Origin of the sequence: Simiaoa sp., assembly GCF_051972595.1 — a bacterium.
GTDB classification, from domain to species: domain Bacteria; phylum Bacillota; class Clostridia; order Lachnospirales; family Lachnospiraceae; genus Acetatifactor; species Acetatifactor hominis.
The window spans coordinates 56,702-70,508 of the sequence record NZ_JBOKRY010000002.1 but is presented as its reverse complement, the minus strand read 5'-3'; the positions used below and the strand labels follow the sequence as shown (position 1 = coordinate 70,508).

15 protein-coding genes are annotated in these 13,807 nt (G+C 49.2%); 12 read left to right on the top strand and 3 right to left on the bottom strand.

Annotated features, from left to right (window positions below; genetic code table 11):
- Window positions 1-6: 6 nt before the first annotated feature.
- Both ACTRDR_RS01115 and ACTRDR_RS01110 read left to right on the top strand, forming a co-directional pair.
- Window positions 7-801 carry a YoaK family protein gene (locus ACTRDR_RS01115; protein ID WP_440525838.1) on the top strand — a complete coding sequence of 265 codons (795 nt, stop codon included), beginning with the start codon at window positions 7-9 and terminating at the stop codon, window positions 799-801.
- Between the two features lie 78 nt (window positions 802-879).
- A complete protein-coding gene (locus ACTRDR_RS01110) occupies window positions 880-1,860 on the top strand; it encodes a DMT family transporter (protein ID WP_440525837.1) in 981 nt (326 codons plus the stop codon).
- A gap of 8 nt (window positions 1,861-1,868) precedes the next feature.
- Here ACTRDR_RS01110 and ACTRDR_RS01105 read toward each other — a convergent pair whose 3' ends face one another.
- Window positions 1,869-2,495, bottom strand: a complete 627-nt coding sequence (locus tag ACTRDR_RS01105) for a methylated-DNA--[protein]-cysteine S-methyltransferase (protein WP_440525836.1) — start codon at window positions 2,493-2,495, stop codon at window positions 1,869-1,871.
- 208 nt (window positions 2,496-2,703) lie between these two features.
- On the opposite strand from ACTRDR_RS01105, the gene ACTRDR_RS01100 reads away from it, so the two are divergent.
- From ACTRDR_RS01100 to ACTRDR_RS01085, 4 genes are all read left to right on the top strand, one after another.
- Window positions 2,704-3,969 carry a dihydroorotase gene (locus ACTRDR_RS01100; RefSeq protein WP_440525835.1) on the top strand — a complete coding sequence of 422 codons (1,266 nt, stop codon included), beginning with the start codon at window positions 2,704-2,706 and terminating at the stop codon, window positions 3,967-3,969.
- A 143-nt stretch (window positions 3,970-4,112) separates the two neighbouring features.
- Window positions 4,113-4,889, top strand: a complete 777-nt coding sequence (locus ACTRDR_RS01095) for a dihydroorotate dehydrogenase electron transfer subunit (RefSeq protein WP_440525834.1) — start codon at window positions 4,113-4,115, stop codon at window positions 4,887-4,889.
- Window positions 4,889-5,794 carry a dihydroorotate dehydrogenase gene (locus tag ACTRDR_RS01090; protein WP_440525833.1) on the top strand — a complete coding sequence of 302 codons (906 nt, stop codon included), beginning with the start codon at window positions 4,889-4,891 and terminating at the stop codon, window positions 5,792-5,794. Before ACTRDR_RS01095 ends, ACTRDR_RS01090 begins: the two co-directional genes overlap by 1 nt.
- 83 nt (window positions 5,795-5,877) lie before the next feature.
- Window positions 5,878-7,455: a DUF3794 and LysM peptidoglycan-binding domain-containing protein gene (locus tag ACTRDR_RS01085; protein WP_440525832.1), complete on the top strand. Its 1,578-nt coding sequence runs from the start codon at window positions 5,878-5,880 to the stop codon at window positions 7,453-7,455.
- A 10-nt stretch (window positions 7,456-7,465) separates the two neighbouring features.
- Here ACTRDR_RS01085 and ACTRDR_RS01080 read toward each other — a convergent pair whose 3' ends face one another.
- Window positions 7,466-8,080, bottom strand: a complete 615-nt coding sequence (locus tag ACTRDR_RS01080; RefSeq protein WP_440525831.1) for a hypothetical protein — start codon at window positions 8,078-8,080, stop codon at window positions 7,466-7,468.
- Between the two features lie 236 nt (window positions 8,081-8,316).
- On the opposite strand from ACTRDR_RS01080, the gene ispE reads away from it, so the two are divergent.
- The 5 genes from ispE (at window position 8,317) to ACTRDR_RS01055 (ending at window position 11,590) form a co-directional block, all read left to right on the top strand.
- Window positions 8,317-9,177, top strand: a complete 861-nt coding sequence (ispE, locus tag ACTRDR_RS01075; RefSeq protein ID WP_176865024.1) for a 4-(cytidine 5'-diphospho)-2-C-methyl-D-erythritol kinase — start codon at window positions 8,317-8,319, stop codon at window positions 9,175-9,177.
- 15 nt (window positions 9,178-9,192) lie between these two features.
- A complete protein-coding gene (locus ACTRDR_RS01070) occupies window positions 9,193-9,876 on the top strand; it encodes an FCD domain-containing protein (protein ID WP_176865025.1) in 684 nt (227 codons plus the stop codon).
- Window positions 9,877-9,964: 88 nt separating this feature from the next.
- Window positions 9,965-10,291 carry a hypothetical protein gene (locus ACTRDR_RS01065; protein ID WP_440525830.1) on the top strand — a complete coding sequence of 109 codons (327 nt, stop codon included), beginning with the start codon at window positions 9,965-9,967 and terminating at the stop codon, window positions 10,289-10,291.
- Window positions 10,292-10,304: 13 nt separating this feature from the next.
- Entirely contained in the window at window positions 10,305-11,147 is an 843-nt protein-coding gene (gene murI, locus ACTRDR_RS01060) for a glutamate racemase (RefSeq protein WP_440525829.1), read from the top strand.
- Window positions 11,148-11,155: 8 nt separating this feature from the next.
- Window positions 11,156-11,590 (top strand): DUF1934 domain-containing protein, encoded by a 435-nt coding sequence (locus tag ACTRDR_RS01055; RefSeq protein ID WP_440525828.1) that lies wholly within the window; start codon window positions 11,156-11,158, stop codon window positions 11,588-11,590.
- A 69-nt stretch (window positions 11,591-11,659) separates the two neighbouring features.
- On the opposite strand, the gene ACTRDR_RS01050 is transcribed toward ACTRDR_RS01055, so the two are convergent.
- Window positions 11,660-12,136: a hypothetical protein gene (locus ACTRDR_RS01050; protein ID WP_118546603.1), complete on the bottom strand. Its 477-nt coding sequence runs from the start codon at window positions 12,134-12,136 to the stop codon at window positions 11,660-11,662.
- Window positions 12,137-12,286: 150 nt separating this feature from the next.
- On the opposite strand from ACTRDR_RS01050, the gene cls reads away from it, so the two are divergent.
- Entirely contained in the window at window positions 12,287-13,759 is a 1,473-nt protein-coding gene (gene cls, locus ACTRDR_RS01045) for a cardiolipin synthase (protein ID WP_440525827.1), read from the top strand.
- Window positions 13,760-13,807: the final 48 nt, after the last annotated feature.

Below are 13,807 nucleotides of genomic sequence, written 5' to 3'. Positions count from 1 at the left end.
ATTTTTATGCAACGCAAAATACATGGACAGATGTCAGAGTCTTTTCTGATCGCCGGGATCCTGTCAATCTCCGGTGGTCTGCAGGATGCTTATACCTATATGTATCGGGGAAAGGTATTTGCCAACGCGCAGACCGGCAATATTGTATTACTCAGTCAGAATCTGGTAGATCGGAACTGGCAGGCGGTACTTCGATATTTTTCCCCGTTACTGTTCTTCGCGCTGGGAGTGGCAATGGCAGAATGCATCCGTATGAAATACCAGAAGGCACAGAAAATCCACTGGAGGCAGCTGATACTGGTAACGGAAATAGTTTTATTATTTGCAGTCGGATTCTTTCCGAATGAGATGGATCTGCTGGCCAATGCCATGGTATCTTTCGCCTGCGCTATGCAGGTACAGGCGTTCCGCAAGGTGAACGGCTATGCTTTTGCCAGTACTATGTGCATCGGCAATCTGCGCAGCGGCATGGAATCCCTGTGCGCTTACGGAAAAACGAAAGATAAAAAGGTATTGCAAAAATCCGGTTATTATTTCGGAATCATCCTCTTGTTCGCCATCGGTGCGGCACTGGGAGGACATATGATCAAATACATAGGAGCGAAGACCATCTGGATCTCCTGTCTGATTTTACTGATCAGCTTCTTATGTATGTTCATTAAAGAAGAAAAAGAAGAGCATCCCGAGATCATGGAAGAAGAGCAGGAGATCCGGGATAATCTGAAAAACATCCGCAAAGAAGCAAAAGATGTGGAGCATATTTTGGAGGATGACTTCCGTTCCCAGATCGAGAAAAAATAACTTAAAAACTGGCGAAAAAAGACACCTTATAGTATAATAGCAAAGATTGCGCTATAAAAATATAAGGAGTGTTCAAAAATGACAGAGGTTAATAAGAATATAGATAACGGGAAACTGAAAAAGACAGAAATCTTACAGAAAACCTGGGTAGTCTGTGCCCTGGCACTGGTGTGTACCTTCCTGTGGGGAAGTGCATCCCCCTGTATCAAGTTAGGCTATGCCTTGTTCGAAATTCCTTCCGGAGAGACCTGGACGCAGGTATTGTTTGCCGGAATGCGCTTCGTACTGGCGGGCATCCTGACAGTGCTGATCGGAAGCCTTTTACAGAAAAAGGTACTGGTGCCTGCGAAAACTTCCGCGCCCAGCATCGTGAAGCTGGCAATCTTCCAGACAATTTTACAGTATATCTTTTTCTACATCGGACTGGCGCATAACAGCGGAGTCAAGGCTTCCATCATCAATGGTTCCAACACCTTTTTCGTCATTCTGGTGTCTGCCCTGATCTTCAGACAGGAGAAGCTGGATCTGAAGAAGGTACTGGGATGTATCATCGGTTTCGCAGGTGTCATTGTCGTCAGCATGAATGGTCAGAAGATCGATATGGATTTAAGCCTGATGGGAGACGGCAGCCTGTTTTTATGTGCTCTGTCCTATGCGGTGTCTTCCTGCCTGATGAAGAAATATTCCAAAAAGGATAACCCGGTCATGCTCAGCGGTTACCAGTTTATCCTGGGAGGCATTGTCATGGTTATCCTGGGCTTTATCCTGGGCGGCAGGATCACCCATGTATCTGCAAGCGCTCTGCTCATGCTGTTCTACCTGGCATGTATCTCCGCAGTGGCATATTCCCTGTGGGGCATTCTGTTAAAATACAATCCCGTCTCCAAGGTGGCAATCTTCGGTTTCACGAATCCGGTATTCGGTGTGCTGTTATCCGCATGGTGGCTGGGAGAGGGCTCCGCAGAGCTTGGATGGAATGCGCTGATTGCGTTACTCTTAGTATGCATTGGTATCTGTATCGTCAATGTAAAAATAAACACCGGAAATAAAACGGTATAGTCAAAAATTTAAAACTTCATTCCGTATTTTACCAGATCAACCCGGTTATTTATCACTGCAATGCCATCTGCCCGTAAGCGGTTTGCCTGTTCATCGGCGCCGCCGAAGGCAAAGGCGCCGGAGAGTTCTCCCTTGGAATTGACGACGCGGTAGCAGGGGATATGGTCGGGATCCGGATTTTTATGCAGGGCATTGCCCACGGCACGGGCCATCTTCGGCTCTCCCGCCATGGCAGCCACCTGACCGTAGGTGGCGACACAGCCCTTCGGAATCTCTTTCACCGCTTCATAGATCCGCTTTGTGGGACTGTCGGTGACGAGATCATAGCTCTCTGCGATCATCCGGCGGATATCTTCATCGGGTATGGTGCCGTCTAAGATAATGGTGTTCCAGTGTTCTTTATTCTGATGATATGCGGGAATAACGGAAGAAAAGGTACTGCGCCAGAAGTCCCGCCAGGCAGGATCGGTCTTCACATTCAGGTGTAGACAGCCATCCTTTTCGTAAGTCCATAAAAAAGCCTTTTTATTGCCCTTCACCCGTACCAGCTGCCAGTTGGGATCGTGGAAGGGCATTTCTGTATAAGTATCCGGAAAAGACAATCCGTATTCCAGTGCTTCTTCTCTTGTTTTCATGCCGTCAGACCTCCTTTTTAAATCATTTCCTAATAATGATGCCTACGGATTGTTCCGTGCTATGCACTCTCATGTGGTTTTAGACCTTTTGCCCCTGGCATCTTATTATTTTACTATAACTCCCTTTTCTTTTCTATGAAAACATGGTAAACTTTTTCGAGAAACAGGTCATGGAAACGGGCTGCAAAAGCCCGGGAACGGAGACAATATGATACTGATACAGGATGGTTATATGATCGATCCCAAGTCAGGAAAAGAGGGCAACTTTGATATCCTGATCGACGGAGACAAGATCGTAAAGATCGCAGAAAAAATCGAACCGAAGGGTAAGGTGACAAGGATCAATGCGGAAGGGCTGTTAGTCGCTCCGGGACTGGTGGATGTGCATGTGCATTTCAGAGATCCCGGTTTCACGGCGAAGGAAGATATCAATACCGGCGCTGCGGCAGCGGCGAAGGGCGGTGTGACCACCGTGGTGCTGATGGCGAACACGAAGCCCACCGTGGACAGTGAGGAGACCCTGAAGTATATCCTGAACAAGGGAGCGGAGACGGGGATCCATGTGACGACCTGCGCCAATGTGACCATGGGTATGCAGGGGAAGCAGCTGACGGATATGAAGAAGCTGGCAGCGGCAGGTGCTGTGGGATTCACGGATGATGGTGTGCCCCTGATGGATGCGGAACTGGTGCGCCATGCCATGGAGATCTCCGCAGAGCTGGACATGCCCATCAGTTTCCATGAGGAAGATCCGAAATATATCGAGAACAACGGTGTGAACCGGGGAAAGGCCAGCGAATACTACGGAATCGGCGGCTCTTCCAGAGAGGCTGAGATCGCTTTAGTGGAACGAGATCTGAAGCTGGCGGAGGAGACCGGTGCCTGCATCGATATCCAGCATATCAGCAGTAAGGAAGCGGTAGAACTGGTGCGGCAGGCGAAAAAGAGATGTTCCAATATTCATGCGGAAGCCACACCCCATCATTTTACTCTGACCGAAGATGCCGTGATCAAATACGGCACTCTGGCGAAGATGAATCCTCCTTTGAGAGAGGAAGAGGATCGCCAGGCAGTGATCCGGGGACTGATAGATGGAACAATCGACATGATCGCGACAGATCATGCGCCCCATACCGCCGAGGAGAAGGCAAAGCCCATCACTGAGGCTCCCAGTGGGATTACCGGACTGGAGACTTCTCTGGCACTGGGTATCACAGAACTGGTGGACGAGGGGTATCTGACCATGAAACAGCTGCTTCGTCTGATGAGCACGAATCCTGCGGCCATGTATCATCTCGATGCCGGATATCTGGCGGAGGGAGGTCCTGCAGATGTGATCCTGATCGACACCGCGGCAGAGTTCATCCCGGAGACTTATGCCTCCAAGGCAACAAACACTCCTTTTACCGGATGGAAATTAAAGGGTGAAGTGAAGATGACCATCTGCAACGGACAGATTGTTTACCGGGCGTAGAATCAGGATGTGTATGTGAAAACGCTATTTTCCGATAGATAGAACATAGTTCGGAAGCATTTCAATAAAGTAGGAAGAGAATAGGGTAACCGGAACATTACGTGAGTGAAACGTGCCGAAACCGGAGCCCGGAAAGAGGAATCATGAAACAGAAACAGACAGCAACCGTGCTTTCTCAGAAAGAGATCGCACCCAAAATCTATGATATGTGGATCGCTACGGATCTGGCGGTATGCGCGAGGGCCGGTCAGTTCATCGGCGTCTACCCTAAGGACCGCAGCACTCTGTTACCCCGCCCCATCAGTATCTGTCAGGTGAGCGATAAAAAGGATGCCCTGCGCATTGTGTACCGTATCGCCGGACAGGGCACTGCGGAGTTTTCCTCTTATCAGGAAGGAGACAGCGTAGAGATCCTGGGAACCTTAGGCAACGGCTTCCCCACAGAGGCAGCGGAAGGCAAAAGGGTATTCCTCATGGGCGGCGGCATCGGCATCCCTCCGATGCTGGAACTGGCAAGAGAGCTTCCGGCATCTGCAAAACAGCAGATCATCGTGGGTTATCGTGATAATCAGCTGTTCTTAAAAGAGGACCTGGAGAAAAACGGAACCGTATATATTGCCACCGAGGATGGCAGTGTCGGCACGAAGGGCAATGTCATGAATGCCATCGAGGAGAACCATTTGCAGGCAGATGTGATCTTCGCCTGCGGACCGATGCCTATGCTTCGTGCAATTAAAAAGTACGCAGAAGAAAAAGGAATTGAGGCATATATCTCTCTGGAAGAGCATATGGCGTGCGGCGTGGGAGCCTGTCTGGGCTGCGTCGTGAAGACGAAGGAAGTGGATCATCATTCGCATGTGCACAACGCGAGAATCTGCACCGACGGACCCGTATTTGAAGCCAAGGAGGTAGAGATCTGATGAATACACAGACAACGATCGCAGGAGTTACTTTTAAAAATCCCGTCATGACAGCTTCCGGGACCTTCGGCTCCGGTATGGAATATGAAGAGTTTGTAGATTTAAACCGCCTGGGTGCGGTAGTGACCAAGGGAGTGGCAAATGTGCCCTGGCCCGGCAACCCTACCCCCCGCGTGGCAGAAGTATACGGCGGCATGCTCAATGCCATCGGATTACAGAATCCCGGCATTGACGTATTCATGGAGAGAGACATTCCTTTCCTGAAAAAATATGACACGAAGATCATAGTAAATGTCTGCGGCAAGTCCGTGGAGGATTACGTGGACGTGGTGGAACGTCTGGGAGACGAGCCGGCAGTCAGCATGCTGGAAATCAACGTATCCTGCCCCAATGTGAAGGAAGGCGCCATTGCCTTCGGACAGAAGGCAGATGCCTTATACAATATTACTTCCGAGCTGAAAAAGCATGCAAAACAGCCCATTATCATGAAGCTGAGCCCTAACGTAACGGATATCACAGAGATGGCGAAGGCAGCGGAGGCAGCAGGAGCGGATGCATTGTCCCTGATCAACACCATCACCGGTATGAAGATAGATATTCACCGCAGGAAATTCGCCATTGCCAACAAGACCGGCGGCATGAGCGGTCCTGCCATTAAGCCTGTCGCAGTCCGCATGGTATACCAGGTGGCGCAGGCAGTTAAGATTCCCATCATCGGTATGGGCGGTATCGCTACGGCGGAAGATGCCATTGAATTTATTCTGGCGGGTGCCAGCGCTGTCAGCGTAGGAGCCATGAATTTCGTGGATCCCTATACTACAGTAAAAGTCGTGGAGGGCATTGAAGATTATATGCGCACCTATCACGTAGAGAACCTGACAGATCTCATCGGCGCGGTGGAATAAGCGGACAGAGAACAGAATACGGTATAAAACAGCACAGACCTTCATATATATAGACATATCTGTATATATGGAGGTCTGTTATTGTGGAACTGATCAAGAGAAATATACATATGGACCGGGTGAAACGGTCCACCGTCATGCAGTTTACCATGGAGGAGGATCTGAATCTTCCGGAAGATAAACCGGATATCAGTACCCTGAATCTGGAAAAAGGGGAGATCGTCATCGAAGAGATCCGTCCGGGTACGGACGAAGTGACCGTGAGGGGAAAGCTGGGCTATGCCATTTTGTACCATACCCAGGAGGCGGGCAGCAGTCTGATCCTGTTAAGCGGAGCGCTTCCTTTTGAGGAGAAGATCCATATGGAGGGAACCCTGCCTTCGGACACGGTGGCAGTGGATGGAACAGTGGAGGATTTCACTGTTAATATGATCAATTCCCGGAAGTTGAACCTGCAGACACTGTTATGTCTGACCGCCCGGATCGAGGAAATCTACGACGAGGAGCTGCCCGTTGGTATCCGGGAGGATAACGCGGGAGACGGCGTGGAATATCGGATCGCCCCCATGGAAGTGACACAGCTTGCCATTTGCAAAAACGATATTTTCCGGAAAAAGGAGGAGATTCCGCTGCCCTCTAGTTATCCAAATGTGTATCAGATCCTATGGAGCAACATCTCCCTTCGGGATGTGGAGATGAAGCCTCAGGAGGAGAGTATTTCCATCCGGGGAGATATTCAGATCTTCGTCCTCTATGAGGCAGAGGGAGAAGAACGGTCCATCCGGTCATACGAGACGACGATCCCCTTAGACGGTACGCTGGAATGCCAGGGCTGTCGGGAGACTCTGCTGCCGGACATCCGCTATGCGCTGGTCAGACAGGAGCATGGACAGCCGGAACTGACGATCCAACCGGATCTGGATGGGGAGGAGCGGATCCTGGGACTGGAATGCGCGCTGGAATTGAATATCCGCCTCTATGAAGAGGAAGAAATTGACATTCTAAGAGATATCTACGGGGTGACGAAAGAAGTGATCCCTAGCACAAGGGATGCAAATGTGCGTCAGCTACTTTCGAGGATCACGGGCAAGACCAAGATAACGGATCACAGGCAGACGGATATCGGTGCCCCGGTACTGCAGATACTTCACAGCGAAGGAACGGTAAGTATCGACCACCGGGAGATCACAGAGGAAGGGATCCGGCTGCAGGGCAGTATTGATCTTACGGTGCTGTGCGTTACGGAGAAGGATGAGACCCCTTATATGAGCATCAGAGAACAGATCCCTTATGACTATACGTTGAATGTAGCGGGAGTGACTGCGGGAGATCAGGCACAGGTACACAGTGAACTGGAACAGCTGCAGGTGAATCTCTTAGAGGGGGAAGAACTGGATGTGAAGGCGGTGCTGTCTTTTTCCACAACCGTGATGAAGAATGTTCCGGTGAATGCCATCGAAGAAGTGGAGGAACAGGAGATCGACAGTGCCGTGCTGGCAGGTCTGCCCAGTGCGGTGATCTACATTACCGCACCGGGAGATGACCTGTGGAGCATCGGCAGAAAATATCACATGCCGGTGAATACTGTGAGAGAATTGAATGCCCTGGACAGTGATGAATTACGACCCGGGCAGAAAATATTGCTGGTAAAAGGAATTTAGCTATCGAAATTTAGTCTTGGGTGGTCAGTCCGGCGTCTGCTGCCAGCTTGTCGAACTTCTCCATCACGGCATCGTAGGTCTTCTGGGAGATCTCGGGAAGAGAACCGCCCCAGGTCTTCTCCGCCTGTGCATAGCCTTTCTTGAATGCATCACGCATAGCTTCGATCTTGTCCGGGTCGCCGCCGGTCAGAGCAGTGGCGAACTGGATGATACGGTCGGAGGTCTGGGTGACACCCCAGTAACCGTCCTCTGCGATATCCGCCTGTGCCTGCGCCTTGGTCGCAGGATCTACGGTATAATTGCCGGAACGCAGGAAGGACCAGATATCATTGGCGTTGCCATAGGTGGTAGCCTGCTTCCCCATCATCTGCTCTACCAGAGAACGCAGCTGGCTGGTACGTGCATCTGCATCTGCTTTTAATTTGTTGATCAAAGCAGTGTCCGGTTTATAAGTCTTTTTGGTGGAAGAAGTATTGGTGTCGGTGCTGTGCTCATAGATCACACCGGTATCTTCCGTAGTCTTAGTGGTTGCTTCCTCTGCGGAAGTCTTTTCTTTTGCTGCACTTGTGCTGTTATAGCTGTAGGCTGCAGCTGCCTGGGTAGATGTAACTCCGTTTACGCTCATAGTTTCCTCTTTTCTGTCATCCGTGACTTCGCTTAAAATACCTTTTGAAAGTTTTGGGTTTCACTTGTTATATCGTCCCATAATAGTGGATTCTTTAGATGATTTTTGGGAAAATAGGAAAATAGAAAAATCCGCAGAAAACCCCACACTCCATTGACAAAGTACACAGGATTGTATAAAATTAAGTACAATATGTGTATACAAGCTATTCTGGATAGCGCAGCTAGGAGACAAAAATGAACGAATATCGGATAAAAGCGTATGCCAAGATCAATTTGGGACTGGATGTGGTCAGAAGACTCGAGAACGGTTATCACGAAGTGAAAATGGTCATGCAGACCGTAGGTATCTACGATGTGTTGGATTTTAAACGGATACAGAACGGTATCGTCATTACCACGGATTCCGGTGAACTTCCGACGAACGAGGATAACCTGATCTATAAAGCGGCAAAGCTCATGATGGAACAGTATCATATCAGCGAAGGCGTGGAGATCCACCTGGAGAAGCACATCCCCATTGCAGCGGGAATGGCGGGAGGCAGTACAGATGCGGCAGCTACCCTGAAGGGAATGAACAGGCTGTTTGATCTGGGATGTACGTTGAAGGATCTGATGGAACTGGGCGTGAAGATCGGTGCGGATGTTCCCTATTGCGTCATGGGCGGTACGGCTCTGGCGGAGGGTATCGGCGAGAAGCTGACGCCGCTTGCTCCGGCACCGGACTGCTATGTGTTGGTAGCGAAACCGGACATTAATGTATCGACGAAATATGTCTATGAGCACCTGGATGCCCAGGAGATCATAAAGCATCCGGATATCGACGGCATGGTAGAAGCCATTGCCGAGGAAAGCTTACAGGGAATTCTGGATCGCATGGAAAATGTGTTGGAGACGGTAACGGTGAGTGCGTATCCTGTGATACAGACCATCAAGGATCGGATGAAGGAGCTGGGAGCCATCAACAGCCTGATGAGTGGCAGCGGTCCCACGGTATTCGGTATTTTTGTAGAGAAGGATATGGCCCGCAGGGCATATGAAAAATTAGAGGAGGAACAGCTGGCTAAGCAGATATTCCTGACGGAATTCTGCGAGTAATGTCAGAGAAGAGGTATGCAGGATAATTTACAGGTGACAATGGATGAGTTTCTGCCACTCAGAGATGTGGTATTCAATACGTTGCGGCAGGCCATTCTCACGGGAGAACTGAAGCCCGGAGAGCGGCTGATGGAGATCCATCTTGCCAACAAGCTGGGAGTCAGCAGGACTCCGATCCGGGAAGCTATCCGCAAGCTGGAGCTGGAAGGACTGGTGACCATGATCCCCAGAAGGGGCGCGGAAGTGGCACAGATCACGGAGAAGAGCATGAACGATGTGCTGGAGGTCCGCAGGGCTATGGATGCTCTCTGCGTGGAGCTGGCATGCGACCGGATCACTCCGGAAGAACTGCAGGAACTGAAGAAAGCCTGTGATAATTTTGAGGCGGCGGTGAAGACCCAGGACGTGAAGCAGATTGCCCGGGCGGATGTGGCATTACATGATATTATCGTGCAAGCCACCGGGAATCAGCGACTGATCCAGCTGGTGAACAACCTGTCCGAGCAGATGTATCGTTACCGGTTCGAATATATCAAAGATTTCAGCCAGCATGACCGGCTGGTGGAGGAACATAAGGTCATCTACCAGGCGATCGTGAAAAAAGACAAAGAGACGGCATCGAACATGGCGAAGGTGCATATCGATAATCAGAAAAAGGCAATTATCCGCCAGATCCGTCTGGAGCGGGAGAAAAATTAATCATTTCAATAGTTTTCCAAAAGTATAATCTGTCCGGAAAGTGGTAATGATTTCCATATATCAAATAAATATGGAAAGAGGACTACTGATGGATAGATTATATGTTTATTATGAAAAAATTCGCAACATTGTTCGTAAGAGAGGATTCCTGTGCCGGCTGGTGCAGGGATGGAAAGTCGCTGTGGTGGCACTTGCATGTTATGGCTGGTGGGGAGTGATCTACCCGGAACTGACCATGCTGCCTTCCACCTATGAGATCGTATACGAGGAGCAGGCAGAGGAGACCAAGACTGTACAGAAGGATGCGGAAGTGGTAGAATGGAATTCCGACAGTCAGATTTACTGGAAGCTTCTTGAAGCGGATCCGGAACAGATCCACTTCAAGAGCAGACTGCTTGCGATGTTAAAAAGATAGAAGGAGAAATCCCATGTATCAGGAGAATATAACTGCGCTGAAAAAAGATGCTCCTATCGGTGTATTTGATTCCGGCATCGGCGGACTGACCGTAGCCCGGGAGATCATGCGGCAGATTCCCAATGAGAAGATCATATATTTCGGAGATACGGCGAGAATGCCCTATGGTAGCAAGTCCAAGGAAACGGTCACCGGCTTCTCCAAACAGATTGTGCGTTTCCTGGAAACTTTTCAGGTGAAGACCATTGTGGTGGCATGCAATACGGCAAGCGCCTATGCACTGGATGAACTGGAGAGGGAACTGGATATTCCCATCATTGGTGTGATCAAGCCGGGAGCGAAGACCGCAGCGGAAGTGACCCGCAACGGCCGTATCGGCGTTATTGCCACCGAGGCTACCATCGGCAGCCAGATGTACAATAAATACATACAGGAACTGAACAAAAATGTTACCATCTACGGGAAAGCCTGTCCCCTGTTTGTGCCACTGGTGGAAGAGGGGCTGTGGGAGGATCCCGTGACGGATGAGATCGCCAGAAGATATCTGACGGAGCTGATCGACATTGATATTGATACCCTAATCCTGGGATGCACGCATTATCCGCTGATCCGCTCTACGGTAGGACGGATCATGGGAGATCAGGTGACACTGGTGAACCCGGCATACGAGACCGCCAGAGAACTGAAGGAGCTGTTACAGCAGTATAATATTCTCAATGAGGAAGAACCTCATCTGGGAGAAAATAAATATCAGTTCTATGTCAGCGACGGTGCGGAGAAGTTCAAACGTTTTGCCAACTCTATTATTAAATATGGTATTTTGTCAGCGAAGACGATCAAGATCGATGAGTATTAAAAGGACGGATGAAGATGAACCGGGAAGTAGAACTCGTCCTGTCCGGTCTGCACGATACCGAGGGCGCTTCGGATAAGAATGCAGTTAAGACCGCACAGACAGCACAATATTTTAAGAGAAACGACAGCCATTATCTTCTCTATGAGGAGAATATGGAGGGATTCGACGGAGTCTGTAAGAGCCGGATCAAGTTCCGGGATAACCTCCTGGAGCTGACCAGACAGGGAGCCGTGGACATGCATATGATCTTCGAGGAAAATAAGAGACATGTGGTGCCCTACAATACGCCCTACGGACAGCTGATGCTGGGGATCGAGACCCGCAGGGTGCAGGTGGAAGAACAGGAAGATCAGATCCGTGTGACGGTGGAATATACCCTGGACCAGGAGGGAGAACCCTTCAGTGAGAGCTGTTTAAAGCTACATATCCGGGAGAAACAGTAACGATTCGGAATTCTATGCAAAAAAATAGCAGGTGCTCATGCCTGCTATTTTTTAGTTCTGAATCGTTATTTACTTGACAGGCTTTGCTCCTGCCTTTTCCTGTGCGGAAGCGATCATGCGCTTGAAGAAGCCTTTCTTTTTCTCCGGAGCGGCTTCGGTCTTGCCGTGCAGTCCCTTGACATCCAGTACATAGATACCGCTGACAACGGCCTTAACTTCCTTTTTCACGGGAACACTTTCGAAGATCTTCTCATCACAGATCAGGGATACGATCTGGGGTCCGACCTTTGCCTTGATGATGGGAAGCTTGGAACCACGCATCATCTTCGGTGTCTGATCGATCACCATCTGGGGAAGACCGGCATCTTTCATTTTCATGCGTTTCTTATCGATGATCAGCATGGATACGGTCTGTTTGTTGGCATCTAACAGCTCCTGCTGTTCTGCCTGCTTTTTCTGTGCCTTCTTGCCTAAGAAATATAATACTGCAATGATGATAGCCAGAACTATCACGATAACTAATAATGTAATTGCAACCGGACTCATTTTCAGTCCCTCCTTCAGTTAATAGGAACAAATTCCTAAAAATATTGTACCATATATCTGATGAAATACGCAACCATACATTTATGATTTCCGTTTAAATCATCTTTTTCTGATTACCGTGGTATGTTATACTATATCCGGAGGGTATATATGGACGAAGCATTTGAGATCATAAAGACAGGAATAGATTTTTTCTGCAGTCATCTGGTATTTTTTAATATGTTATTTGCCATCGTGATCGTGTTTTTCCAGCGACGGGATCCAAAGAGCGTGTGGGCATGGCTGCTTTTATTGTATTTTATACCGGTACTGGGATTCGTGTTCTATCTGTTCCTGGGACAGGATATGCATAAGCGGAAAATGTTCCGGATCAAAGAGGTGGAGGATCACATTAGCAAGGATATCAGACAGCAGGAGTACCGGCTGAGATCCCGGGATGTCCAGGAAATGGATGACAGTATCCGGGGGTATGAGGATCTGGTCATGTATAATCTGGAGGCCGGAGAAGCCATGCTGACGAAGGATAACGATGTGGATATCTTCATTGACGGCAATGAGAAGTTCCGGGCGCTGATGGAAGATCTGCGGAATGCGGAGCATTTTATCCATATCCAATACTACATTATTAAAAACGACGTATTATTCAATCAGATCAAGGATATTCTGATCGAGAAGGCGGCGCAGGGCGTGGAGGTCCGGGTGCTGTTCGATGCCATGGGCTGTCGTTCCGTGCGGCACAGCTACTGGAAATGGCTGAATGAAAAGGGCGTGCAGACCGCGGAATTTTTCCCGGCGATCCTGCGGAGACTTCAGCTTCGTATCAACTACCGTAACCATAGGAAAATTGTGGTCATTGACAATAAAGTGGCTTACGTGGGAGGATTTAATGTAGGTAAGGAGTACATTGATCTGGATGAAAAGTTCGGACACTGGAGAGATACCCACCTGCGGATTTGCGGCAGTGCGGTACTGGGGCTCCAGGTGCGATTTATTTTAGACTGGAATTATGCGTCAGGAGAGAATCTGTTTTTGCGCCCGGAGCTGTTCCGGGGAATTGGAGCCGGTACGAGGGATTTCTGCGATATGCAGATCATCAGCAGCGGACCGGATAAGACGACCCAACAGATCCATGACAATTACCTGCGCCTGATCAATAAGGCACAAAAAAGCATCTATATCCAGACACCGTATTTTATCCCGGATGAGGCGATCCTGAATGCATTGATGATCGCCGTGAAGTCCGGAATCGAAGTGAATATCATGATCCCCTGTATGCCGGATCACCCGTTTGTCTACTGGGCGACCTATTCCTATATCGGCGATATGGTTATGGCAGGAGCGAACTGCTACACTTACAATAACGGCTTCCTTCACAGTAAGGGCATGATTGTGGATGATAGGGTGCTCTGCTACGGAACGGCGAACATGGATATCCGCAGTTTTGCGTTGAATTTTGAAGTAAATGCAGTGATCTACGATGCGAAAAAAGCACGGGAAATGGTGGATATCTTTCAAAAAGATCTGGAAGTCTGCCGCCAGATCACCCGGGATTATTATGTAGCCAGAAAGCTGAAAATCCGTATCAAAGAGCAGATATGCCGGTTATTGTCACCCTTGTTATAGCCCGGAGGATGTGCTATAATGGGCGGTGCTACAATGCATTTATGCAGA